The sequence below is a fragment of the Streptomyces sp. NPDC018045 genome (assembly GCF_044327445.1).
Taxonomy (GTDB): domain Bacteria; phylum Actinomycetota; class Actinomycetes; order Streptomycetales; family Streptomycetaceae; genus Streptomyces.
Genome location: NZ_JBIRFL010000004.1, coordinates 311825 through 334483, shown reverse-complemented (window position 1 = coordinate 334483; position 22659 = coordinate 311825). Strand labels below are relative to the sequence as shown.

Annotated in this window: 18 protein-coding genes; 4 read left to right on the top strand and 14 right to left on the bottom strand. The window is 73.3% G+C overall.

All coding sequences use genetic code 11. The features are described from left to right. Nucleotides 1-27: 27 nt before the first annotated feature. The 9 genes from ACH4EB_RS12395 to ACH4EB_RS12355 all read right to left on the bottom strand — a co-directional run bounded on the left by ACH4EB_RS12395 (nt 28) and on the right by ACH4EB_RS12355 (nt 9304). Entirely contained in the window at nt 28-285 is a 258-nt protein-coding gene (locus tag ACH4EB_RS12395) for a DUF4190 domain-containing protein (protein ID WP_398347366.1), read from the bottom strand. Further along, nucleotides 282-440 carry a hypothetical protein gene (locus ACH4EB_RS12390; RefSeq protein WP_398347365.1) on the bottom strand — a complete coding sequence of 53 codons (159 nt, stop codon included), beginning with the start codon at nt 438-440 and terminating at the stop codon, nt 282-284. Before ACH4EB_RS12390 ends, ACH4EB_RS12395 begins: the two co-directional genes overlap by 4 nt. Before the next feature lie 42 nt (nt 441-482). Then, nucleotides 483-2150 carry an MFS transporter gene (locus ACH4EB_RS12385; protein ID WP_398347363.1) on the bottom strand — a complete coding sequence of 556 codons (1668 nt, stop codon included), beginning with the start codon at nt 2148-2150 and terminating at the stop codon, nt 483-485. 99 nt (nt 2151-2249) lie between these two features. Continuing rightward, a complete protein-coding gene (locus ACH4EB_RS12380) occupies nt 2250-3308 on the bottom strand; it encodes a carboxymuconolactone decarboxylase family protein (RefSeq protein ID WP_398347362.1) in 1059 nt (352 codons plus the stop codon). 36 nt (nt 3309-3344) lie between these two features. Next, nucleotides 3345-5006, bottom strand: a complete 1662-nt coding sequence (locus ACH4EB_RS12375) for an FAD-dependent oxidoreductase (protein ID WP_398347361.1) — start codon at nt 5004-5006, stop codon at nt 3345-3347. Next, the gene (locus tag ACH4EB_RS12370) at nt 5003-5572 is read right to left on the bottom strand and encodes a DUF5987 family protein (protein WP_398347360.1); all 570 of its coding nucleotides are present in this window, start codon (nt 5570-5572) and stop codon (nt 5003-5005) included. The genes ACH4EB_RS12375 and ACH4EB_RS12370 overlap by 4 nt, the downstream gene beginning before the upstream one ends. A gap of 309 nt (nt 5573-5881) precedes the next feature. After that, on the bottom strand, nt 5882-7249 hold the full coding sequence (locus ACH4EB_RS12365; RefSeq protein ID WP_398347359.1) for a cytochrome P450: 1368 nt from the start codon (nt 7247-7249) through the stop codon (nt 5882-5884). Next, nucleotides 7246-8226, bottom strand: a complete 981-nt coding sequence (locus ACH4EB_RS12360; RefSeq protein WP_398347357.1) for a DUF1702 family protein — start codon at nt 8224-8226, stop codon at nt 7246-7248. Before ACH4EB_RS12360 ends, ACH4EB_RS12365 begins: the two co-directional genes overlap by 4 nt. Nucleotides 8227-8302: 76 nt before the next feature. Continuing rightward, nucleotides 8303-9304: a DUF1702 family protein gene (locus tag ACH4EB_RS12355; protein WP_398347356.1), complete on the bottom strand. Its 1002-nt coding sequence runs from the start codon at nt 9302-9304 to the stop codon at nt 8303-8305. A gap of 176 nt (nt 9305-9480) precedes the next feature. Between ACH4EB_RS12355 and ACH4EB_RS12350 the strand changes: the two genes are divergently transcribed. Continuing rightward, the gene (locus ACH4EB_RS12350) at nt 9481-10287 is read left to right on the top strand and encodes a TIGR03084 family metal-binding protein (RefSeq protein WP_398347355.1); all 807 of its coding nucleotides are present in this window, start codon (nt 9481-9483) and stop codon (nt 10285-10287) included. Between the two features lie 697 nt (nt 10288-10984). Here the strand turns inward: ACH4EB_RS12350 and ACH4EB_RS12345 are convergent. Together ACH4EB_RS12345 and ACH4EB_RS12340 are read right to left on the bottom strand one after the other, a co-directional pair. Continuing rightward, on the bottom strand, nt 10985-12367 hold the full coding sequence (locus tag ACH4EB_RS12345; protein ID WP_398347354.1) for an FAD-binding oxidoreductase: 1383 nt from the start codon (nt 12365-12367) through the stop codon (nt 10985-10987). After that, on the bottom strand, nt 12364-13608 hold the full coding sequence (locus ACH4EB_RS12340) for an acyl-CoA dehydrogenase family protein (protein ID WP_398347353.1): 1245 nt from the start codon (nt 13606-13608) through the stop codon (nt 12364-12366). Before ACH4EB_RS12340 ends, ACH4EB_RS12345 begins: the two co-directional genes overlap by 4 nt. 200 nt (nt 13609-13808) lie before the next feature. On the opposite strand from ACH4EB_RS12340, the gene ACH4EB_RS12335 reads away from it, so the two are divergent. Next, the gene (locus ACH4EB_RS12335) at nt 13809-15161 is read left to right on the top strand and encodes a condensation domain-containing protein (RefSeq protein ID WP_398347352.1); all 1353 of its coding nucleotides are present in this window, start codon (nt 13809-13811) and stop codon (nt 15159-15161) included. A gap of 193 nt (nt 15162-15354) precedes the next feature. Then, nucleotides 15355-16533, top strand: coding sequence for an LLM class flavin-dependent oxidoreductase (locus ACH4EB_RS12330; protein ID WP_398347351.1), 1179 nt, complete (start codon nt 15355-15357; stop codon nt 16531-16533). Nucleotides 16534-16682: 149 nt separating this feature from the next. On the opposite strand, the gene ACH4EB_RS12325 is transcribed toward ACH4EB_RS12330, so the two are convergent. After that, nucleotides 16683-18008, bottom strand: coding sequence for an extracellular solute-binding protein (locus tag ACH4EB_RS12325; RefSeq protein ID WP_398347350.1), 1326 nt, complete (start codon nt 18006-18008; stop codon nt 16683-16685). Nucleotides 18009-18194: 186 nt separating this feature from the next. Here ACH4EB_RS12325 and ACH4EB_RS12320 point away from each other — a divergent pair, with 186 nt between their 5' ends. Next, entirely contained in the window at nt 18195-19769 is a 1575-nt protein-coding gene (locus tag ACH4EB_RS12320) for a 4-hydroxyphenylacetate 3-hydroxylase family protein (protein ID WP_398347349.1), read from the top strand. A gap of 270 nt (nt 19770-20039) precedes the next feature. On the opposite strand, the gene ACH4EB_RS12315 is transcribed toward ACH4EB_RS12320, so the two are convergent. Then, on the bottom strand, nt 20040-21194 hold the full coding sequence (locus ACH4EB_RS12315) for an epoxide hydrolase family protein (protein ID WP_398347348.1): 1155 nt from the start codon (nt 21192-21194) through the stop codon (nt 20040-20042). Nucleotides 21195-21222: 28 nt separating this feature from the next. After that, complete coding sequence (locus ACH4EB_RS12310) at nt 21223-22644, bottom strand: FAD-dependent oxidoreductase (protein ID WP_398347347.1); 1422 nt, start codon at nt 22642-22644, stop codon at nt 21223-21225. Nucleotides 22645-22659 lie beyond the last annotated feature (15 nt).

The window sequence follows — 22659 nt, the reverse complement described above, 5'->3', positions numbered from 1 at the left end:
GCGGTCTTGGTGCGGGGCGCGTCCGGGTCAGAAGCCGATGTGCCAGCTCAAGGTGTGGTCCATGGCTTTGAAGGCCGCCAGGACGACGAGGTCGGCGAGGCCGAGGCCGAGTCCGAGGCCGGCGAGGAGTGATCGGCGGGTCCGGCGGGCCAGTGCCACGGAGGCCAGTACCACGGCGCAGGGGCCCAGCAGGAGGTTGAACACCAGCAACCCGGTCATGCCCATGATGAAGGAGGCGGCGGCTTCGTCGCCGCCCCGGTGCCCGCCCGCCGTCCGCCCGGTCATCGCCGGGATCCCTTCGTCCGGTGTTCCCTGACGAAGAAGGCGAGCAGGACCGTACCGACCGCGGCGCCGGCCGCCACCGCGACGGGCACGGAGAGATGGGCGACGGTGCCGATCAGGATGCCGGAGAACAGGATGAACAGGTCGAGCAGGAGCATACGCGCGTCCTTTCCCGGGAGGGCCGGGTGGTTCCGGTGCGGTCAGCGGGGGGTGGCCGAGGAGCCGGTGCGCTCGCCCATGAGCGTGTCGCTGATGTCCTCCAGGCCACGGTGCTTCGTCTCGGGGGCGAGCCGGACGAGGGCGAGGGCCGCGGCGAGCAGGGGCACCGCCCCGATCAGCGCCGTCGAGGCGAGGGAGGGCACGGTCGCGGCGGCGACCGTGAGCGCGAGGATCAGCACGCCTCCGATCTTCGTCATCCCGGCGGCCAGCCCCGCGCCGCGTGAGCGCACCACCGTCGGGTAGACCTCCGCCGCGTAACCCATGACGGCGGCGGCCACCGAGCTGATCCCGGACAGCGGGACGACCAGCAGCAGCGACAGCAGCCACTGGCGGTGGGCCAGCGCGTCACCGGCGATGACGAATCCGAACAGCGTCATGCCCGTGAGGGCGCTGAGCGCGATGAGCGTCCAACGGCTGCCGAGCTTTCCGTACATCCAGGCGGTCAGGACGGTGAGGGGCAGGCCGAGGAGCGCCGCGTTGCGCACCACATACGCCGAGTTGACGTTCGAGAAGCCCATCTGCTCCAGGTTGGTGGGCACCCATTGCTGGAACCCGTAGGTCGTCAGGCCGGCCCCGATGCCGAGCAGGGTTATCGCCAGCGTCGGCCCGACGAGACCACGGCGCAGCAGGGTGCGGAAACCGGGCGGGGAATCCGCGGCGGACGCGGCGGCGGTGCGCGGCGCGTTCTTCTTCTCCCGGACCACCGCGGCCCCGTACCGGGCCATCACCGCCTCCGCCTCCTTCTGCCGGCCCCGTGCCAGGAGGAACCGCGGCGACTCGGGGATCCACCGGTTCAGCGCGAGGAACACCAGGCCGGTGGGGAGACCTATCAGCCACAGAATCCGCCAGCCGAACGTCGGTGTGAGCTCCGCGGCGAGCCAACTGGTGATGACGTACGCCCCGGCGATGTCGCCTCCGACCAGGACCATCAGCCAACCGCGGTGCCGGGCCGGAATGGTCTCGGCCAGCAGGGTGAAGGTGATCGGCAGCATGCCGCCGGCCCCCATCCCCATCACCAGGCACATGACGATGTTCCAGGTGAAGCTGGGCATGGTGCCGCATATGGAGGTCGTCACGAACAGCATTCCGGCGAACAGGATCGAGGCCCGGCGTCCGATGCGGTCGCCGAGCCAGCCCCACATCCACGACCCCAGCACCGTTCCGGTGATTCCGGAGAGCGGCAGCCAGGCGACGCTGATGCCGCCGTCGGGATGCGTGGGGGAGCGCAGCCCGTACTCCTCTGCGGCGCCGGAGGCGACGAACGCCAGCGACGTGGGCTTCATGACGTCGATGGTCACCGCGACCGCCATGACGATCAGCAGCAGGACGTGGGGGGCGCGGATCGGCGCATCGTCCAGGGCGCGGACGCGGATGCCGGCGGCGGCCTCCTGGACCTGTCGGCCGCGGCGGGGGAGCAGTCCGTAGAGCGTCACGACCAGGCCGGCACCGATCAGCGCCATCCCGAGGATCATCGCGGGGTCGGGGCGCATCCCGGCGAGGTGGTAGTGCATGTGCCGGGCGCCGAAGTACATCGGCAGGTGGAGGACGACGCCCGCGGTGCAGGTCGCGGTGCCGAGCCAGAAGGCGACCGGGCGCTGGAAACCGCGGGTGGTGTCGGCGCGGGTGCCGGTGCGGAGGTGAGGGGGCATGACGGGGCCTTCCGTCTCGCGGGTGGGGAAAACCGGGGGAGTGCGGGCGGCACGACGTCGCCGGCAGCGGTGAACGGTGGTTCGGCCGGTCGTCGCCGTTCAGAGGGCGGGGGAGGGGCCCGCGGTCTGTTCCGTGGGCGGGGCGAGGCCGGCCCCGGCCCGGCGCGCGGCGGTGAACGCGCCCCAGGCGACCAGGGCGACGAGTTCGCCGTCCCCGTACCCGGCCCGCCGCAACGGGGCCACCGCCCGCTCGTCCACGCGGTACGAGGCGAGGGCCGTCAGGAGGGCCAGCCGGCCGGCGGGCCGGTCCTCCCGGGGCAGGCGGGCCAGGGCCTCGTCGAGCCAGGTGAGGCCCAGGCCCTGGGGCGCCCCGCCCCCCTTGTCGATACGGTCGCGGACCAGGCCGCGCACCGATGCGGGTACGGCGCCGTCGGCCGCGCCGTCGATCGCGGCGGCGGCGCGGGCGAACGCCCCGGCCACGGTGGGGACCGGGGCCGCCCAGGCGAGGTCGTCGGGGAGCGGGGCCGCGGGCAGCAGGTCCAGGGAACGGCCGGGTTCACGGTGCCCGCGGGCCTGCGCCCGCAGAACCCGGCCCAGTATGCGGCGGCTCGCCCGCCGGGCCGGTTCCGGCGCCCAGGACGGGAACGGTGGCTCTCCGAGGAAGACGTTGACGACGCGGTTGAGATAGTGGAAGGCGACCGCCACGCCGACGGCTTCCGGCACCTGGCCGGCAGGAACCGGGGCCTCCCCGTGAAGGGGCGGCGCGCCCGCCCGGGCGCTGGGGCCGCCCGGCCCGGTGCGGGGCCGCCCGCTCCCGGCGCCGCCGGCCAGTAGCCCGTGGAGCGTCGCGCCGTGCACCTCGGCGCAGTACGGGCAGCGGTTGGCCGCCGAGACGGCCGTGGCGACGGCCTCCTTGTCCGCGCGCGCCATGCGGCCGGTGGCGACCAGCGTCTCGCGGAGCATCAGCCAGGCGGCGGCGAGCAGGCGGGGGTCGGGTGAGTGGAGGGCGATGGGGGGCGCGAGGAGCCCGAAGTCGCGCTCCGTCGCGTCGTACACCGCGGCCACCAGCCCGTCCGCGGACGCGGGCGGGACGGGGGACACATGGCGTACCTGCGACAGGGGCGCGCGCAGCGCCCGGCGCACGAGCACGTTCGTCATCGGTCGGTCTCCTTGCCGAGGGGCGGGATCACGGGCCTAACCACGCGTCAGGTAGGGGAGCTGCCGGCGGGTGCCGCGGTGTGCCGAGCCGTCACCGTCCGGCGTCGGGGCGCCGTACGTGACGGTCACGCCACGCTGCCGGGCCGCCTCGACGATGCCGGGGACCGCGCGTTCGGCGAGGGCGGAGATGGTGAGCGCGGGGTTCACGGTGAGCGCGCCGGGGACGGCCGACCCGTCGGTGACGAAGATGCCCGGGTGGCCGCGGAGTTCGTGGCGGTCGTCGAGTGCCGAGGTGTGCGGGTCGTCACCGACGCGGCAGGAGGCGAGGGGGTGGACGGTGTAGGCACCGACGACGTCGTTGGTCCACGGCATCACGCGGGAGAGGCCGTCGCGCTCCAGGATGTCCTTGACGGCCGCGTCCGATTCCGCCCAGCCCCGCAGGGTGTTGGCGCTGGGCCGGTAGTGGAGGGAGCCGCGGCCGAGCATCTGCTGGGAGATGCGCGTGGCGTTGCCGGCGGGCGGCGGCGGCCCGAAGACGCCCTCGTTGTCGTCCTCCACCATCGTGAAGATCGTGAGCCAGGAGCGCCACCGGCTGACGAGTTCCTTCTTCTCGGCGCCGAACCAACTGGGGTGCCGAAGGCCGGGGACCTGGGCGAGGATCGTGCCGAAGCCGGGCGGGAAGTAGAGCTGTTCCAGCGAGTAGCGGGAGTGCTCGGGAAGGCTCGCGTCGAGGTTGTCCCAACTGGCGACGACGGGGCCCTTGCCGATCTGGTTGGCGAGGTACGCCGTGCCGTCCCCGCGGTCCAGGCCGAGCAGGTCCCGGGCCTTGTCCTCGTCGATGACCGCGGTGTTGAGGCGTTCGCCGTTGCCGGAGAAGTAGCGGCCGACGGCGTGCGGCATGGTGCCGAGGTCGGCCGCGGAGCGCTGGAGGATCACCGGTGTCGCCCCGGCACCCGCGGCCAGCACCACGATCTTGGCGTCGATGGTGCCGCTGCCGGTGTGCACGCGGTAGTCGGTGTCGTCGATGGTGGTGTAGTGGACGCGGTAGCCGCCGTCGTCGGTGCGGGTGAGCTTCTGCACCTCGTGCAGCGGGCGGATCTCGGCGCCGTACGCGCGGGCCGCCGGCAGGTAGTTGAGGAGCAGTGACCGCTTGGCGTCGAAGCGGCAGCCCGCCATCATCCAGTTGCAGTTGGTGCACTTGGTGTTGTCGACGGCGGTGGGGACGGGGTTGGCGGTACGGCCGGCGTGGTCGCAGGCGGCGGCGAACAGCCCGCCGGCGTAGCTGACGTCGCCCCAGTCCTGGGTGGTGACGGGCAGGGCGTCGCTGACCACGTCGTACCACGGGTCCAGGGAGTCCCGGCCGATGGCGGCGGGCCACATGCGGCGGCCGATCGAGCCGGTGCGCTCGAAGACGAAGCGCGGGGCGCGGGGCATGGCCGCGAAGTACACCACGCTGCCGCCGCCGACGCAGTTGCCGCCGAGCAGGCTCATGCCGTCGCCGACCACGAAGTCGAAGATCCGGGTGTAGGAGGAGCCGAGGAGGAAGTCGTGGTCGAACTCCCGTGACTCCAGCCAGGGGCCGCGCTCCAGGATCGTCACCTTCGCCCCGCCCGCGGCGAGGTGGTAGGCGGCGATCGCGCCGCCGAAACCGCTGCCCACGACGAGGACGTCGGTGCGCTCGCTGATCGAGGTGCTCATGCCAGGCTCCCGGAGGCCGCGGTGTCGGGGTGGAGGCGGGCGAGGGGACGGCCGTAGGAGAAGGCGGGGAACCTCCACAGACCGTCGCTGTCCGGGTCCGCGAAGCCCAGGGCCTTGAGCCCCGGGTGCCCGGCCTCGATCGCGTCGGTGGTGTGCAGATGGGCCCCGGTGTCGAACGCCATGTTGCTGAACAGGGCCAGCAGGACCCACAGTTCGCGCTCCGGGTGGCCGGGGGCGACGAGCGTGGCGACGAGCGCGGTGCGGTCGCCGAACGGGAGGGCGACGAACGGGGGCACGGTGGGGTCGAGGTCCAGTGTGTGCCGGACGGCGTGGGCCCGGGCGTGCTCGTCGAGCAGGCGGGCGTACTCGTCGAGGGAGTCGGCGATTCCGGTGGCGGGCGTTTCGAGGAGCGCGAGGGCGCCGGCCGCTACGGCGCCGGGACCGGGTGCGGCACCGGCGACGGCGCGGTCGTCGGGGGAACGCCGCTCGCCCGGGACGATGGTGTCGGCGAACGCTTCGAGGGTGAGGGACCTGTTCGCGTGGCGGTCCGGCCGGGGGGCTGTCATGGCTGCCCTGCCTTTCACGTCGGGGAACTGGACTGGTCTGGCTGGTCTGGGTGGACATCGGTGGGCCGTGGCCAGGTCCCGGGGCCGCCGGTGCGGGGCCGCGTACGGCGCTTGCGGAGGCGCCGTGGTCGGCGTCCGGGAGGGCGGTCCTCGGATCACGCGCCCGGCGCTGTGCGTGCCCTGTTCCGGGGACGCGGCTGAGCGCCGACGACACGGCGGTACGCCATGCGCGACGGCCCCGTGGCAGCGCGATTCACCGGGCGGCCGCCGGTGCAGGGGATCCGCCCCGCCGTGCCGGTCGCGGCGGGCTCACCCCGCGCGGTGTACCGTCACCGGCAGCCCGCCACGGATGCCGAGCGAGAGCATCGGCTCCGGCCGCACCTGGTATCCCGGCAGTTTCTCCAGGCGCAGCTCGCGGCAGAGCAGGGCCACCGTGAACACGGCCTCCATCATGCCGAGACTGCTCCCCACACACACCCGGGGCCCGGCACCGAAGGGGATGTGGGCGTAGCGCGGGCGGCCGGCCCGCTGCTCCGGCGTGAACCGCTCCGGCAGGAACTGCTCCGGCGCCTCCCAGAAGCCCGGATGGCGGTGCAGGGTGTACGGGGAGATCAGCACGTCGGCCCCGGCCGGTACCCGGTGACCGCAGACCTCGTCGTCCGCCAGCGCCTGCCTCGGCAGGATCCATACCGGCGGATACAGCCGCATCGCCTCCTCGACGGCCGCCGCCGTGCACCGCAGCCGCACCAGGTCCTCGTACTCCGGCAGCCGGTGCTCGCCGAGCACGTCCAGGGCCTCGCCGCGCAGCCGCTCCCGTACCTCCGGGTGCCGGTCGATCAGGTAGCACGTCCAGCCCAGGGTCGAGGCGGTGGTCTCGTGCCCGGCCAGCAGCAGCGTGATCAACTCGTCCCGCAGCCGCCGTTCCCCGGTCGGCGGGTGGGGCTCCTCGCGCACCGACGCGAGCAGCCGGGACAGCGCGTCGTCGCCCTCCGCGGTCCCGCCGCGCGCGGCGCGCTCCCGTGCCAGCCGCTCGACGACCTGGTGCAGTCGGACCCGGGCCCGGCGGAACCGGAGCTGCCCGGGGAGCGGGACCCACATCGGCACCGCGCTCATCGTGACCATCTCGAACATGGCCTGGTCCTGCACCGTCTCGAAGGCCCGGCCGAGGTCGGAGAACGCCCCGAGGTCGCTGTCGAGCAGGGTGCGGCCGAGTACGCCGAGCGTCAGGCCGGTCAACTCCTGCGTGAGGTTCACCTGACCGCGGCCCACGTGCGCGCGCAGCCGGGCGACGAGTCCGGCCGCCTCCTCGGCCACCACGGGAGCCTGGCCGGCGATCCGCCGGTGGTGGAACGCGGGCTGCACCACCTTGCGCTGCCGCCGCCACAGTTCACCCTCACTGGTCAGCAGGCCGTCGCCGAGGGCGCGCTTGGCCTGGGTCAGGCCGATGCCCTTGCGGTAGTTGGCGGCGTTGTCGGTGAGCACGTGCTTGGCGTGCTCGGGGTGGTTGAAGATGTACATCGTCTTGGGGCCGAGCGAGATCCGCACCGCGTCGCCGTACCCGGCGGCGGCCCGCATCATGGCGAGCCGGTCACCGGCCAACTGCCGCATCAGGGAGGGCAGAGCGCGCAGCGGTGGGCAGGCGTAGCCGCGCGGCGCCGCGCGGGGGGCCACGGTCATCGGGGGCCCGTCCCGATGCCGGTGATCCGTTCGGCGATGGCGGCACGCCACTGCTCGTACGCCGGCAACGGCCCCGTCACCGCACCGTCCGGGCGGACGTCCTGCGTGACGGCGGCGGCCTCCTCGGGCTCCATCGCACAGAACACCCGGGTGGCCGCCGCGGTGTGCGGCACGCTCAGGCCGGCCCGCAGCCGGGCCTCCGCGGCGAACGCGCTGCCCTGGGCGAGGGCACCGCGGTGCGCACCGGCCCGGTCCCGGAGGGCCGTCAGCTCGGCGGTGTCGCAGCCGCCCGCGTAGGTCGCGGCGAGTCCCGCGCCGCCGTAGAGATCGCGGTGGCGCGACGGGGGGAACTTCTCGATGGTGGTGGCCACCAGATCGGGGTCGGTCCCGCAGACGAACCACAGCGCGCGGCCGATGCCTTGGTCGATGGCATGGCCGGTGTAGTCCGGGTGGTCGTGCGCCGGCCAGGGGAAGCGGGGATCGCGGTACTGGCGGCGTACGTAGCGTTCGGTGCGGAAGTACGCCTGGTGGAAGCCGTACCCGTCGAGCACCAGCCAGCGCAGCAGCGGGTCCAGAGCGTCCACGTCGGGCCACAGGCGACGCGGCAGCCGGCCCATGGACCAGCCGATGCCGACGTAGATCATGTACGGGTGGGCGGCGCCCCGTCCGGCGAGCAGCCGGTCCACGTGGCCGCGGCCCAGGCCGGGCAGGGCGTCGCGCATTGCCGCGCCCATGCCCGCCCCCTCGTAGGCGAAGCCCCGGAACCGCTCCGGGACGGCCTCCAGACCGCGTTCGGCCTCGTCGGTGGTGCTCGCGGCGACGGCGTGCCCGTAGCCCTCCAGGAAACGTGCCCCGATGGTCTCCAGCAGCCGCTGGGCCTCGGGCGTCTTGCGGTGGAAGCCGCGGGTCTCCAGCAGGGTCTGCGTGACGCTCGGCGTCAGCAGCCTGCGCCGCAGCCTGCCCAGTGCGCTCGGCATGTGCGTCCCCAATCTCCGTGGTCTCTCCCCGGGCTCGCCCGGAATCCGTCGGTCGTCGGTGTGCGGGATCACGGGCTCACGGCCCGCTGGTTCGCCGGGCCGCCGGCGCGAGGCGGGAGCCGATCGCGCGCCGCCACTGCTCGTAGGCGGGGACAGGACCGGCGCCGGGGCCCCGGACCGCGCAGGAGTCGGCGAGGGTGACCGCGTCCGCCACCGAGAGCCCCGTCAGGGCCCGGGACGCGACGGCCGTGTGCGGCGGCACGAAGCCGGCGAGGTCGCGGGCACGGACGGCGAAGACCGCCCCCTGGCCCAGCTCGGCCCGGTGCTCCCCGGCGAGCCGCCGCAGCGCCTCGAAGGTGTCGGCCCCGCAGCCACCCGCGAAGGCCGCGGCGAGCCCGACGCCGCTCCACAGGTCCGGTCGCCGGTGCGCGGCGAAGGCGCGGACGGCACTGTCGACCCGCTCGGGGCGGGCGCCGTGGATGAACCACAGGGCGCGTCCGATGCCCTGGTCGACGGCGCGCGGAAAGTAGTCGGGCGCGCCCAGCCACGGGTACGCCGGCGGTATCCGCTGCTCGTCGACCCAGCGCCGGGTGTGGAAGTAGGCGAGATCGAATCCGTAGCCGTCCACCGCCAGCCAGCTCATGACGGGGTGGTAGGGCTGGCCGGGCAGGTCCGGGAGCACCTTCTTCCACAGTGCCCGCGGCAGCCGGGCCATGGCGAAGCCCAGACCGATGTAGGCGAGCAGTACGTGGGGCCGGCCGGGGCCCTGGAGCAGCGCGCGGGTACGGCTGCCGTGGCCCGGCCGGACCGTGTCCAGCACCGTGCACGCCATGGCGGCGCCCTCGTAGGCGAAGCCACGCTGCTCGGCGTCGACCAGCTCCAGACGGTGGGTCAGCTCCGGCAGACCGCCGGCTTCCATGGCCCACTCGAAACCGCAGACCACGGCGCGGGGGACGGCTTGCAGGGCGTCCGCGGGGCTGTTCGCGGGCAGCGGCGGGAAACCGCGCCGAGCGAAGGAGACCTCGTCGAGCGGTGGCGCGAACAGCGTCCGGCGCAGCGATCGCAGGGCCCTCGCCATGTGTCCTCCCTGGTGTCGGTGGCCGGTTCATCGTGCGGCGGGGCGCCGGGGTCCCGCTTCTCCCCGGTTGCGCAGCGGCGACCGGCGGGACGCAGGACAGCATGGCGGGAGAAGTGGCGGCCGGGGCGGGCCAGCAGACTGACGGAAACCAGTGCACCCGACCGGAAGGAAGCGTCATGGAGCCGCAACGTGAGGTGTTCGACGACCTGGTGCTGGAGGGGACGTGGGTCGACGGGCTCGTGGACGGACTCGACGACGCCCGGTGGGCGGCCGCGACCCCGGCCCCCGGATGGACCATCGCGCACCAGATCGCCCATCTGACCATGGTCTTCTCGCTGGCGGAGAAGGCCGCGGCGGCACCGCGGGCGTTCGGGGCGGTCATCGGCGGGCTGAAAGGCTCCTTCGACGACGCCGTCCAGGCGGGCCTGCTGCCGTACCTGGGCGACGGCAACGCGAAGCTGCTCGACCGGTGGCGCACCCAGCGCGCGGCCACGGAACGGGCGCTGTCCGCCTTGCCGCCGGAGCAGATCGTCCCCTGGCTGGTACGGCCGATACCGGCCGGCGTCCTCGCGGCGGCCGGGATGATGGAGCTGTTCGCCCACGGCCAGGACATCGCCGACGCCCGTGATGTGACCCCGGAACGGACCGACCGGATTCGGCACGTCGCCGGGTTCGTGGCACTGACCTGGGACTTCGGATACCGGTCGCGGGACCTGCCGGTGCCGGGGCGGGGCCTGCGGTTCGAGGTGACCGGGCCGTCGGGCGCCGAGTGGGTGTTCGGGGAGCCGGAGGCGGACGAGTGCGTCTCGGGGCCCGCGGTCGACCTGTGCCTGCTCGCGACGCGTCGCCGGCACCGCGACGACCTCGCCCTCAGTGCGTCGGGCGCGGTGGCGGACCGGTGGCTGGACATCGCGCAGGCGTACCGCGGGTCGGCGGGGCCGGGGCGCGAGCCCGGTCAGTTCGCGGCGCGCGCCCGCGGCTGAGCGTTTCTCCGGTGTTCTCACGGGGTGTCCGCGCGGGAATGCCGTCAGGCGTACGGGCCTTCGCGGACGCCCTCTCGGCCCTTCCGGGCGGATGTCCGTACGGATCGCTCGGGACGCGTAGGGGGCGCTGTCCGGGGCTTGCGGCCGGGGGTGGTGAGTGGCGGTGGGGGCCGGGCCCGTGCGCAGCGTGATCGTCCGGTGTCGGGCGGGTGTCGGGGCCGGTGCGTGCTCGTCCTGTACGGGGCGGGCGTCGGGGCCTGCCGGGCGACTCCCGGCGGATGGGTCGGCACCGGCCGGTACGCCGCGCCCCCGGCGGCGCGGTGAGCCGTCATCGCCGCTCCTCGCGGCGGCGACCTGCTCGTGGGCGACCGGTCACCGGCATGGGCGGACCATGTACGGCCGGGTCAGGACACCCGGGGCCGGGCCACCCGGGGCCGCGATCCGGTGCCCGGCCCCGGCCCACGAAGACGCGGCGCCCCGGCCGGGGCGCCGCGTCTTCGTGAGCCGCCCGGCCCGCACGCGCCGTCCGGCGACTCCCCGCCACGAAGCCGCGACCGCGGCACCATGACCGCGACACCGCGAACGCCCCTCCCGGCGCGGCCCGTTCCTCGGCCGACCGGCGCGTACCGGCCTTCGGCCATCCGGCACGTGGGGCGGCCGCCGGGCCTCACGGACAGCGGCCGCCCGGGCCCGGCGGTCAGCGTGCCGACGATCCGGGCATGACATCGTCCCGGAACACGCCGTCCGGGTCGACGCGGACCCGGACCCGGTCCACCTCATGGACCTTCGCCGGCTCCAGGTGACCCTGCGGTTGTCCCGCGGTCTCGACGAAGGTGGGCGCCGTGCGCCCGGTGTCCCAGGGCCCGAGCGCGGTACGGACCCGTCGGTGGTGCGCGGCCACGGCGTCCCGCGCCACGGGGCCGTCCGCGATCCCCGCGCCGATGTAGGCGAACGCCGCGGCCAGGTGGTCGAGGACGCCGCCGCGGGCGTCCGGCCGGCCCAAAGCGGCGCCCAACTGCCGGAGTTCGGCGCTGACCAGCGGCGAACCGGAGCCCGCTCCCACGACCCGCAGGAACGCCGCGGCCCCGGCGGACCCCGGATCCGCCAGCAGCATGTGATCACCGAGCACCGGCACCGGCTCGACCGGGTCCATGTGCACGGCCGGCACCGCCTCCGGTGCCAGCACCGACCAGGTGTCCAGGAGCGGTTCCGCCACCGCGCGCAGCGGCCCGAGCAGACCGGCGGCCACACGGTGGGCGCGGTCGAGGTCGTCGTCCGGCGCGACGATCACCCCGTCCACCCCGAGCACGGGCCCTTCGGTGAGCGACGGCGGAATGCCCGGTACGCGCGGCAGGTTCATGACGCGCAGCGAGGTCGTCGCCTCCGGCGGGGCGGTCCGGCACCAGCGGAGCCAGGCGTCGAGGAGCGGATCGGCGCACTCGGCGGGCCAGAACGCCGTCCCGGCGACGACACGGCGGACCGGCAGCAGCTCGATCTCCACGGACGTCACGACCCCGAAGCCACCGCCGCCCCCGCGCAGCGCCCGGAACAGCTCCGGGTCGCAGTCCGGGGCGGCGCGCCGCGGTCTTCCGTCCGCGGTGACCAGCTCGACGGCACGGACCAGGTTGGAGGCGAGACCGGCGGAGCGCCCGTAGAAACTCACCCCGCCGCGCAGCAGGTACCCCACCGCGCCCACGGTCGGTGACGAACCGTGCGCGACCGCCAGCCGGTGGGCGGCCGCTTCCGCCACGACCGCCGACCACGGTGTGCCGGCGGGTATGCGGGCGACGCGCCGGAGCGGATCGACCTCGACGCGGCCGGCGGGGGCCACCCGGAGCAGGAGCGCGCCCGCCATGGAACCGGCCGACCCCGCCGCGTGCCCCGTGGTGTGGATGCGCGGGCGCAGCCCCTCGGCCGCCGCCCGGCGCAGGGCGAGCCGGATGTCGTCCACCGACCGCACGACGACCGCCGCGTCCGGGCGGAGCGGCGCGGCCAGGTTGAACGCCCGGACCGCCGCCGCGTACCCGGCGCTGCCCGGACGCGGGAGCGGGGCGGCCGCGCCGCCCGGCCCGCCGCTCACGACCGCTCCTCCGCCGGCCCGTCGACGAGGGCGCGCGCCAGCTCCCTGGGGGTCACGGCCGCCAGGAGGACGCCGACGCCCGCGTGACTGTGGAGGGTGGACAGGTCGCGCCAGACGCGTTCGATGCGCTCCCCGTGCCGGACCGCGCTGGACCCGGACGACGGGAACAACCGGCTCTCGACCGCGCTCCAGCACAGCCGGATGGCCTCCCGGCAGATCGCCGCGATGGCCAGGTCCCGGGCCCGGGTGAAGTCGGAGGGCGGCCGGGCACACAGCCCGCTCCACTGCTGTACGGCGTTCATCACCGCCGCCTCGGCGGTCGTGACCATGCCCGCCGCCTCGCCGTACCAGAGCTGGTGGTCCGCGTCGTCGGCGCGGCGCACCGAGGGCCTCAGCATGACCGGGCGGGTCCGCATCAGGTCCGCGTAGGCGTCGAGGGCCCCGCGGGCCATGCCGACGGCCAGCGCGGCCACTTCGAGCAGCATGAAACTGAACTGCGCGCCCCCGTACTCGGGATCGCCGTGCAGGTGCCGCCCGGGTGCCGAGGACGCGTCCGCCTCGCTCATATGGGTGCCGGGCAGGGTGAAGCGGTCCGGGATGCGGGCGTCGCGCATGGTGATGCTGTGCGATCCGCTGCCTCTGAGGCCGAGCTGTTGCCCCCAGTCGTCGAGCCGGCGCCACCGGTCGCGCGGGGCGATGAACAGCATCGGGGCCTGGCCACCGTCCTCGTCCGGCACCATGACATGGGCCAGGAGGTGGGTGGCGTACGGCGAGCCGGAGCAGTACCGCCACGTTCCGCTGATCGTCCAGTGCCCGTCGTCGAGGCGCTCCGCCGTGCCGCTGGGCTCGATGGTGGCCGGGCAGATGAAGTCACCTCCGGCGAATATCTCGGCCTGCGCCGCGGCGTCGAACAGGGAGGCGGCGGGGAGCGCGTGGGTCGCGCCGAGGCAGTACATCCATCCGGTGGACGGGCACGCGCGGGCCAGTTCCATCGTGACGCGGAGGAAGGTCTCGACGCCGAACTGGTAGCCGCCGAACCTGCGCGGAACGAGAATGCGGTAGAACCCGGCGCGGCGGAATTCCGCGTGGATGTCCGGCGCGTAGAACGTGCGCTGTTCGGTGTCCGCCTGCCGCTCGACCAGTTTCGGTGCGAGGGCCCTGGCCCGGGCGACGAGGGTGTCCGGCCCGATACCCGGTTCCGGCGGTGCGGGCAGGGTGCCGACAACTGATTCCGCGTCCATGGGCGGCTCCTTCGGGCTCGTGGCGAACGATCGGGACCAGCCTCGCGAGGGCCCGCTCGCGGGGGCATCTCGCCCCTTGCGGTTGCTGTCCGGAATTTCGGCACGCTGGAAGTACCGGCCGGCCGGCGGCGTCACTAGAGTCGGCCGGCGGCTGCGTTTTCCAGGAACGGGGACCGCGGACGGTCCCGGGGAGGATGCTCGTGAATTTCCCGCTCTCCTTCAATCAGGAATTCATCTGCGGTTTCGACCGCGGGGACACGGAAGGGCCGTTCGGGCCGCGCTTCCACATCGTCCACGGCTGGCGCCTGCGGGGGTCAGTGGACGGGCCGGTGCTCCGGGCGGCGCTGGGCGACGTCGTCGCGCGCCACGAGGCCCTGCGCACCGTCATCGCCCGCGACGAGGACCCGCCGCACCAGCGGGTGCTCGCACCGTCGCCGCCCGCGCTGGAGGAGCGGCACCTGCCCGGACTCGGGGCGGCCGACCGCGCGCGTGCCGTGGAGGATCTGCTGATCGAGGCCGAAACCGGCGCGGTCAGTGCCCGGCGGGCACCGCTGCTGCGGGCGGTCCTCGCCCGGTTCGACGACGAGGACGCCCTGCTCGTGCTGGCCGTCCACCACACGGCGGCGGACGGCTGGTCGGTGCGCATCGTCATCCGCGACATCGCCGAGTGCTACGCGGCGCGCCGCGCGCTCGGCGTGCCGCCGCGACCGGTGCGCCAGTACCGCGAGTTCGCCGCCCGGCAACGCGCGGACGCGACGGGGCCGCACGCGCGACGCGCGCTGGACTTCTGGCGGGACAACCTGCGCGGCGCATCGGCCGTCTCGGTCCCCGTCGACCACCCCAAGTCCTCCGGGCGGCCGGAGGCCACCGCGATCCACCGGTTCGCCATCGGCGCCGACGTGGTGGCGCCGGCACTGGAGCTGGGACGGGCCCACCGCTGCACGCCGTTCATGGTGTTCATGGCGGCCTTCAAGCTCTTCCTGCACCGGCGGGAGGGCGTCACCGACCTCGTCGTCCCGACGTTCTCGCCCGGCCGTGAGGACGAGGACTTCCACCGTACGGTCGGCCTGTTCTTCAACTACCTCCCGCTGCGCACCGACCTGTCCCACTGCGGCAGCTTCCGGGACGTCCTGGAGCGGGTCCGGCGGAGCTGCCTGACGGCGTACGCGCACGACACCCCGTTCATGCGGGTGGTCGGGGTGGCCGACGGCCTCATGGACCGGACGCTGGAGGACGGGCGCGCGGCGTGTGTGTTCCAGGTCTTCCCGTTCCCGCACCTGCTCGACGGTGAGCAGGTGGGCGACGTCGAGTACTCCGAGGTGCGCCGGCGGCTGCGCTCGCAGCCCATCGGGTCGGACGTGCCCAACGGGGCGCTGTGGACGCTGAACCTCGACCCGGCCGGAGACGTGGTCGCGGCCGTCCAGTACAACAGCAACCTTTTCGACGAGAGCACCATCGCCGAGGCGGCCCGGGACTACACACGGGTCCTGCGGGAGGTGGTCCGGGACCCGGACGCCCCGCCTGTCCGGGTGAGTCGAGGACGCGTTCGGTGATATGGAATTCCAACGCGCGACGGTGTCCCGGGGAGGCGGACCGTCGTCCCGTCCGCGCGGGACGCTTTGGCCGGCAACGCAGAATTCCACTGCCCGGCCCGGCAATTCGGAAGATGAAAGCGCGGTTCTCGCGGGGATACCTTCACCATGAATACGGTGAGAACGGTTCCGCGAATTGAGGAGTGGCAGCCGCATGAATGCGATTGGCGACGACCCGGACATCGTCAAGTTCGTCTACTGGGACAACCTCACGTACGCACCACCGGGGTCGCGCATACCGGAGGAGTGGGACGCCGGGCTCGGGGCCCGGCTCTACGCAAGCTATCTCGACCACTGCGTCGAGGCGGAACGTCTCGGTTACGCCGGTGTCAGCATGCCGGAGCACTTCGGCCCTTCGTCACCCTGCCCGCACCCGAACATCATCCTGGCCGCGCTCGCCGCGCGGACGACCACGACACGTATCCTCTCGGGCGCGAACCTCCCCTTGCTGCACCACCCGATGGAACTCGCCGAGCAGCTCGCCATGGTCGACGTGCTCTCCGGCGGGCGGCTGGAGGTCGGTCTCGGCCGCATCGGCGACCGTGCCGCGCAGGAGCACGCGATCGACCTCGTCGACGGCGGCCTCAACACGGTCGACCTCCCGGTGCGGAGGGCCGACCTGACCACGTCGTCGGCGACCTTCCTGCCGGACGTGGAGGCCGCCAAGGTCACGGTCTGGCCCCGGCCGGTGCAGAAGCGGGTGCCGCTGTGGGCCGCGGCGGGCTCGGACGAGTCGTTCGCCACCGCGGCACGCCGCGGCCTGGGGACCTTCACCGGGCTGAACATCAACCCGTCCGCCGGCGGGCTGACCACGGTCGGCGTGGAGGAGATGGTTCCGCGACTGCAGCGGTACATCGAGATCGGCCGGGAACACGGACACCACCTGTCGATGGCCCATGTCATGGCGAGCTGTTTCACCGTCGTCGCGGACACCGACCGGGAGGCCGCCGACATCGTACGCAGCGGTTTCATCTCCCATGTCGAGGCCGCCGCGGGGCACCTGGCCCGGATGGCCGGAGCCGCGCCCGGCGAAAGTCCGCTCGATTCGCCCGAGGCACAGGAGCGCATGGGCATCAAGGCGGTACGCGAAGCACCGGACGACTTCTTCGTCAAGAACCCGTTCGCCCTCGTCGGGTCGGCCGAGACGGTGCGGGAAAAGCTGGACGCGCTGCTGTCCGCCGGCCTGACACGGTTCTTGCTGCTCTGCGGCGGTGTCGGCACGGCGCACGACATCGCCTGGCAGTCGGCGACGGCCATGGCCGAGGACGTGGCCCCCGAACTGTTCGCGGCCACCAGGCCCGGTCCCGGCCGGGTGGCCGTCCAGCAGACCTGACGACGAGGTGCCGAGGGGCCGCCCGGCCGCAGATGGGCGGCCCCTTTCGGCGTGTGGCGCGCAGCCGCGGGGCCGGTCCCGAGAAGGCGTGCGCGAGAACGGTGGACGGCGGTGCCCCGGCCGGGGCACCGCCGTCCACCGTTGACCTGTCAGCCCACGGCGACCGGCCCGCGCGCGGTGCGCCCCGCGCAGTAGGCGGTGTAGTGGTCGAGGGTGTGCTGGGCGCGGGCGGACGCTGCCCGGAAGGCCGTGGCAGGCGCCAAACCGTCCACGAGCACCTCGTGCATCGCGTCGGTCATGCACTCCTGGATCCCGGCGAACTCTCCGAGCAACGCCCCACATGCGGCCGGCGAGCCCCCCGAGGCCGCCAACTGGTCCACCGCGACCCGCAGGTGAGGGTTGCGGTCGAACCACCCGTCGGTGTCGAGCAGCCGGAAGGAGTCACCGGTCACGGGGATGAAGCGGGTCCGCCGGTGCCGCTCCGCCGCCGCGGCCGGATGATGGAGGTACTGCGTGAAGGCGAGCGCGCCGTCGCGCGTGGCGTCGTCGAGCCCGCGGGCCAGCCACAGGGCGTCGCCGCCGATCACGTTGCCCGCGTACCCGGTCTCGCTGTTGTGAGGGAGTCGGCACGCGCGTACCGAGAAGCCCCCGTCGTGGCCGGCCTGCACCATGCGCTCCGCCTCCACGGAGGTCGTCATGGTGAACGCGACGCGCTGGTCGGCGAACGCCCGGAAGTTGGCGTCCCAGTCGACGGCCCTCCCGTTGTGCAGATACAGGTAATGTCCGTCGCGGTGCAGCGCCCGCCACCAGTGCGCGTACGCCATCAGCTCGTCCGAGAGCAGGTCGACGGCGTCGGCGCGGGCGGCACGCCCGTTGTCGTGGTTGGCCAGGAGGCCGCCCTGCTGGGCAAGGGCCTGTTGGAACAGCCAGCCGTGATTCGGCCAGGAGATCGCCGGGCCACCGTGGTGCGACGAGACGGCCTCGCACGCCGTTCGCAGTTCCGCCCAGGTCCGCGGCACCTCGGTGATGCCGGCCGAGGCCAGCAGGGTGGTGTTGGCGTACATGAGCGTCGTCGAGACCAGCGACGGCATCGCGAGGAGGTCGCCGTCCCGCGTGTAGTAGCGGGCAGCCGCCGGCACGAGGTCGTCCAGGACGACCGGTTCGCCGAGGATCTCGTCGCGGCCGGTGAGCGCCGGGCCGATCGGGGCGAACAGCGGCTCACCGGACGCCGTCCGCGTGTCCAGCGCCTCCTGGGCCGAGGTGTAGAAGTACTGCGCCAGCACGGGCGGATCGCCGCGCAGCGCGGCACGGTGCACCTCCGTGGGAAAGGCGAGCCAGTCGACGGCACGCACCTCCACCCGGTAACCGGGATGGGCGGCGCAGAAGCTGTCTCCCCTCTCCTGCATTTCCTGGGCATGGTCAGGAATGACCGGGTAGTGGGGCACCCATACCGTAATGATTCGCTCGGATGTCATGAAGAGCCTTCCTGTGTTCTCCGCTGCCCGGCGGCCATCGTCGGCCGCCCGGCAGCCGGCAGGCACCTTCGTCCTTGCTCGTTTCCGCCGGACCGGATCACCGCATTCCCAAAGAAGTGCCGGCAGCCCGCCGGTGGGATTCTGGGCGTTCGAACCCGCGACGCACGGAAGTGAGGAGAGTGCCGTATGGCGAAACGCCGCAGCACCCGCCCGTTGACCGGCGAGGAGTATCTGGACAGCCTTCGGGAAGACCCTCGCGAGATTTACCTCCACGGCGACCGGGTCGAGGACGTGACGGCGCATCCGGCCTTCCGCAATCCGGCCCGGATGACCGCCCGCCTGTACGACGTGTTGCACGACCCGGAACGCCGCGACGAACTCGTCACGGCGACCGACACCGGCAGCGACGGATACACGCATAAATTCTTCACCGTGTCCCGCAGCGTCGACGACCTCGTGCGGGACCAACGGGCGATCGCGGCGTGGGCGCGCATGGGATACGGCTGGATGGGCCGCAGCCCCGACTACAAGGCGTCGTTCCTGGGCACCTTGGGTGCCAACGCCGACTATTACGGGCCGTTCGCCGACAACGCCCGGCGCTGGTATGCCGAATCGCAGGAAAAAGTGCTGTACTGGAATCACGCGATCGTCCATCCGCCGGTGGACCGGAGCCTGCCCCCGGACCAGGTCGAGGACGTTTTCATCCACGCCGAGCGGGAAACCGACGCGGGCCTCGTGGTCAGTGGCGCCAAGGCGGTCGCGACGGGTTCGGCGCTGGCCCACTACAATTTCATCGCCCACTACGGTCTGCCGATCAAGAAGAGGAATTTCGCCCTGGTGGCGACGGTGCCCATGAGCGCGCCCGGGGTGAAACTCATCTGCCGGCCCTCATACAGCTCCACCGCCGCGCTCGCGGGAAGCCCGTTCGACTATCCGCTGTCGTCCCGCCTGGACGAGAACGACGCGATCCTGGTCCTGGACAAGGTGCTCATCCCCTGGGAGAACGTGTTCATCTACGGGGAAGCGGAGAAGATCAGGAGGTTTTCCGGGGAATCCGGGTTCATCGAGCGGTTCACCTTCCACGGCTGCACGCGGCTGGCGGTCAAACTCGACTTCATGGCGGGGCTGCTGGCCAAGGCCCTGGACACCACCGGCAGCAGTGATTTCCGCGGTGTGCAGAGCCGGCTGGGCGAGGTGCTGGCCTGGCGCGACCTGTTCTGGGGGCTGTCCGACGCGGCGGCACGCAATCCGGTGCCGTGGAAGAACGGGGCGCTGCTGCCGAACCCGCAGTACGGAATGGCCTACCGATGGTTCATGCAGCTCGGCTACCCCCGGATTCGGGAGATCGCGTTGCAGGATGTCGCCAGTGGCCTCATCTACCTCAATTCGTCCGCCCAGGATTTCGCCAACCCGGAGATCCGCCCGTACCTGGACCGGTTCATCCGGGGGTCGGACGGAGTGGACGCCGTCGAACGGGTCAAACTGATGAAGCTGCTGTGGGACGCCGTCGGAACCGAATTCGGCGGCCGGCATGAACTCTACGAACGCAACTACGCGGGCAACCACGAGAACGTACGGATCGAAGTGCTCCTCAAGCACGCGGCGGACGGGCGCCTCGACGAGTTCAAGGGGCTCGTCGACACGTGCCTGGGGGAGTACGGCCTGGACGGCTGGACGGTCCCGGACCTCGACGCGTTCGACGAACTGGGCCGGGCGGGGCGCGACCTGATACACGGCAGGAAACGCGACGAGCGCCCGTAGGGCGGCGTCGGCACCGTCGGCGGCCCTGTGCCCGACAGGCGGCACAGGGTCCGCCCGGACCGCTGGGAGGGGGCAGGCGGGGCCGGGCGTCGCGGTGCACGGGAGCGAAGACGACAAGACGCCGGAGGCGGGGGCCGGCCTCCGGCGTCGCCGACGGAGCACCGAGGCCCGGCGCGCCCCCGGCCGATGCCTGCACGGACCGCACGGACCCGGCCGTTGCCCGCACGGACCCGGCCGGGGAGGCGGGCCGGCCGGGAGCGTGCGGCCCGGTCAGCGCAGCGTACGGGCGAAGGCGCGCACGTCGGAGACCAGGAGCTCAGGCTGTTCGAGCGCCGCGAAGTGGCCGCCCCGCTCGAACTCCGTCCAGCGCGAGAGCGTCGGCAGGGCCGCCTCGGCGAACCGCCGGACGGGCCGGACCGCGTCCTGCGGGAACACCGCCACGCCCACGGGCGCGGACAGCGGCCACGGCCCGGCCCAGGTCCGCAGGAAGTCCGCGTCGAGCCGGTTCGACTCGTAGTACAACTGGGCGCTGGACCCCGCGGTGGCGGTGAACCAGTAGAGGGAGACATTGGTCAGCAGGGTGTCGCGGTCGATGACCTCTTCGGGGCGGTCCTCCGCGGCCGACCACTCGCGGAACTTCTCCGTGATCCACGCGAGCTGGCCGGCCGGCGAGTCCGTCAGCGCGTAGGACAGGGTCTGGGGACGCGTCGACTGGATCTTGCGCCAGCCGGCCCCGTCCTGCTCGAAGTACGCGGCGAACTCCAGCCGCGCGCGGTCGCGGGCGTCCAGGTCCGCGGTGGAGACGCCGGCCGGCGGGAACGCCGCGAACATGTTGACGTGCACCCCGGCGACCCGCTCCGGGGCGGCCAGCCCGAGCTCCAGCGAGATCGGCATCCCCCAGTCGCCGCCCTGCACCAGGTACCGCGCGTACCCGAGACGCTCCATCAGTTCCGCCCATGCCCGCGCCACCCGGCGCACGTCCCACCCCGTCGTGCGTATCCGCCCCGAGAAGCCGTGGCCCGGCAGGGAGGGGATGACGAGGTGGAAGGCGTCCTCCGGGCGCCCGCCGTGGCGCCGGGGGTCGGTGAGGGGGCCGATCACCCGCAGGAACTCGGTCACCGAGCCGGGCCAGCCGTGCGTGACGACCAGGGGGAGGGCATCCGGTTCGGGGGAGCGGACGTGCAGGAAGTGGACGGTGCCGCCGTCGATCCCCGTCAGATACTGCGGATACCGGTTCAGGCGTGCCTCGGCGGCGCGCCAGTCGAACCCGGTCCGCCAGTACCGGGCCAGGTCGCGGAGGTACGCGAGCGGCACCCCGCGGTCCCACCCGGTGCCCGGCACCTCGTCGGGCCACCGGGTCGCGTCGAGCCGCCGGTGGAGGTCGTCGATGTCGGCCTGGGGCACGGCGATACGAAAAGGGCGCATGCGAAAGCCTTTCCGGGGTCGGTGGTCCTCACGTGTCGCGGGTGTCGGAAGCGGGACGGGTGGCCGCCGGACCCGCCGCGGCGGCGCGCCGGGAACCGGAACCGTGCCGTGGCCCGCGGCGCAGGCCGTGGCGCAGTACGCGGAACGCCCGGTGCGGGCTCATCAGCGTGGCCGGCGCGTCCATGAGCCCCGCGACGCGCATGAAGGAGTTGGCCAGCGTCGCGTCGTGGACGGCGGCGTCCTGGAGCCGCGCGACGTACGCGTTCGCGAACTTGATCTTCGCGGTCCGGTGGCCTTCGACGCCCGCGTAGCCGAGATCCGCGCCCGCCGAGAAGTCCCAGGGCGCGTCCACGACCCGCGCGAGGTCCCGGAAGTACTCCCGGGCGTCAGGAGCGGAGCCCCGCGCCAGGTGGCGGCGGAGCACCAGTGCTTCCTGCGCGGCGACGCTCATGCCCTGCCCGTAGACCGGGTTGAAGCTGCACACGGCGTCCCCCATGACCACGAACCGCTCGGGGAAGCGCGGCAGCCGTTCGTAGCGGCGGCGGACGCTCATGGGGAACCGGAACATCACCGGCTCGTCGAGCAATTCGGCGTCCCCGACCGCACGGTGGATGTCGGGAACCGGAAGGGAGGCCGCGAAACGCAGGAACCCTTCGGGGTCGGTCGGCGGATGATCGCCGAGCACGCCGGTGAGCGACAGTTCGACGCAGTCCGCGCGCCCCGGCACACGGTAGAGCAGCGCACCGCGCGGATGAGCCGGGGTGGCGACCGGAATGATCGCGACATCGGACCCCAGCGGGTCGCCGCGGAGCTTGAAGTGCGCCGTCGTATAGGCCAGGTCGATCTTGACGCGGTCCTCGTCGGGCCGCCGGTAGCCCAGCTCGTCGAGCCACGTGGGCGTCCGGGAGCCCCGCCCCGTGGCGTCGACGACCAGGTCGGCGTCGATCACCACGGGCGCGGGGTGGCCGTGGGGCTGGACCCGGGCGCCGAGGACGCGGCGCCGGTCCGGGGAGACCGACAGTCCGACGATGTCGGTCCGCTCGCGGAAGAGCACGTTCGCCAGCGCCCGCACCCTCTCACGCACCTGCGATTCCAGGACGGGACGGGTGGCCGGCACCGAGACGAGCCCGGACCGGCCGGGCCGCAGCCGACGGCCGTTGAAGTACCAGCGGATGTCCCCGTTGAAGTCCCCCGGCTCGGCGCCGGCGGCGCGCAGCTCCGCGGTGAGCCCGGGGAACAGCTCCTCCAGCACCTGATGGCCGCGGGCGACCAGCCCGTGCGCGTGGCGTCCGTGCGGCACGCCCCGCCGGGGGCCCGCCGCCCCCAGGATCACGTCCCGGTCCACGACCACGACCTCGCCGAACCGTTCGGAGAGGACCCGCGCCGCCAACAGGCCCGCCATGCTCCCGCCGAGTACGACGGCGCGCGTCCCGGTATGTTGCTCCGTCACCTGTGTCCCCTTCGC

Excerpts from the sequence above, each read along its gene's own strand:
- ACH4EB_RS12395 (WP_398347366.1), bottom strand. The coding sequence starts at position 285 with ATGACCGGGCGGACGGCGGGCGGGCACCGGGGCGGCGACGAAGCCGCC.
- ACH4EB_RS12390 (WP_398347365.1), bottom strand. The coding sequence starts at position 440 with ATGCTCCTGCTCGACCTGTTCATCCTGTTCTCCGGCATCCTGATCGGC.
- ACH4EB_RS12385 (WP_398347363.1), bottom strand. The coding sequence starts at position 2,150 with ATGCCCCCTCACCTCCGCACCGGCACCCGCGCCGACACCACCCGCGGT.
- ACH4EB_RS12380 (WP_398347362.1), bottom strand. The coding sequence starts at position 3,308 with ATGACGAACGTGCTCGTGCGCCGGGCGCTGCGCGCGCCCCTGTCGCAG.
- ACH4EB_RS12375 (WP_398347361.1), bottom strand. The coding sequence starts at position 5,006 with ATGAGCACCTCGATCAGCGAGCGCACCGACGTCCTCGTCGTGGGCAGC.
- ACH4EB_RS12370 (WP_398347360.1), bottom strand. The coding sequence starts at position 5,572 with ATGACAGCCCCCCGGCCGGACCGCCACGCGAACAGGTCCCTCACCCTC.
- ACH4EB_RS12365 (WP_398347359.1), bottom strand. The coding sequence starts at position 7,249 with ATGACCGTGGCCCCCCGCGCGGCGCCGCGCGGCTACGCCTGCCCACCG.
- ACH4EB_RS12360 (WP_398347357.1), bottom strand. The coding sequence starts at position 8,226 with ATGCCGAGCGCACTGGGCAGGCTGCGGCGCAGGCTGCTGACGCCGAGC.
- ACH4EB_RS12355 (WP_398347356.1), bottom strand. The coding sequence starts at position 9,304 with ATGGCGAGGGCCCTGCGATCGCTGCGCCGGACGCTGTTCGCGCCACCG.
- ACH4EB_RS12350 (WP_398347355.1), top strand. The coding sequence starts at position 9,481 with ATGGAGCCGCAACGTGAGGTGTTCGACGACCTGGTGCTGGAGGGGACG.
- ACH4EB_RS12340 (WP_398347353.1), bottom strand. The coding sequence starts at position 13,608 with ATGGACGCGGAATCAGTTGTCGGCACCCTGCCCGCACCGCCGGAACCG.
- ACH4EB_RS12330 (WP_398347351.1), top strand. The coding sequence starts at position 15,355 with ATGAATGCGATTGGCGACGACCCGGACATCGTCAAGTTCGTCTACTGG.
- ACH4EB_RS12325 (WP_398347350.1), bottom strand. The coding sequence starts at position 18,008 with ATGACATCCGAGCGAATCATTACGGTATGGGTGCCCCACTACCCGGTC.
- ACH4EB_RS12320 (WP_398347349.1), top strand. The coding sequence starts at position 18,195 with ATGGCGAAACGCCGCAGCACCCGCCCGTTGACCGGCGAGGAGTATCTG.
- ACH4EB_RS12315 (WP_398347348.1), bottom strand. The coding sequence starts at position 21,194 with ATGCGCCCTTTTCGTATCGCCGTGCCCCAGGCCGACATCGACGACCTC.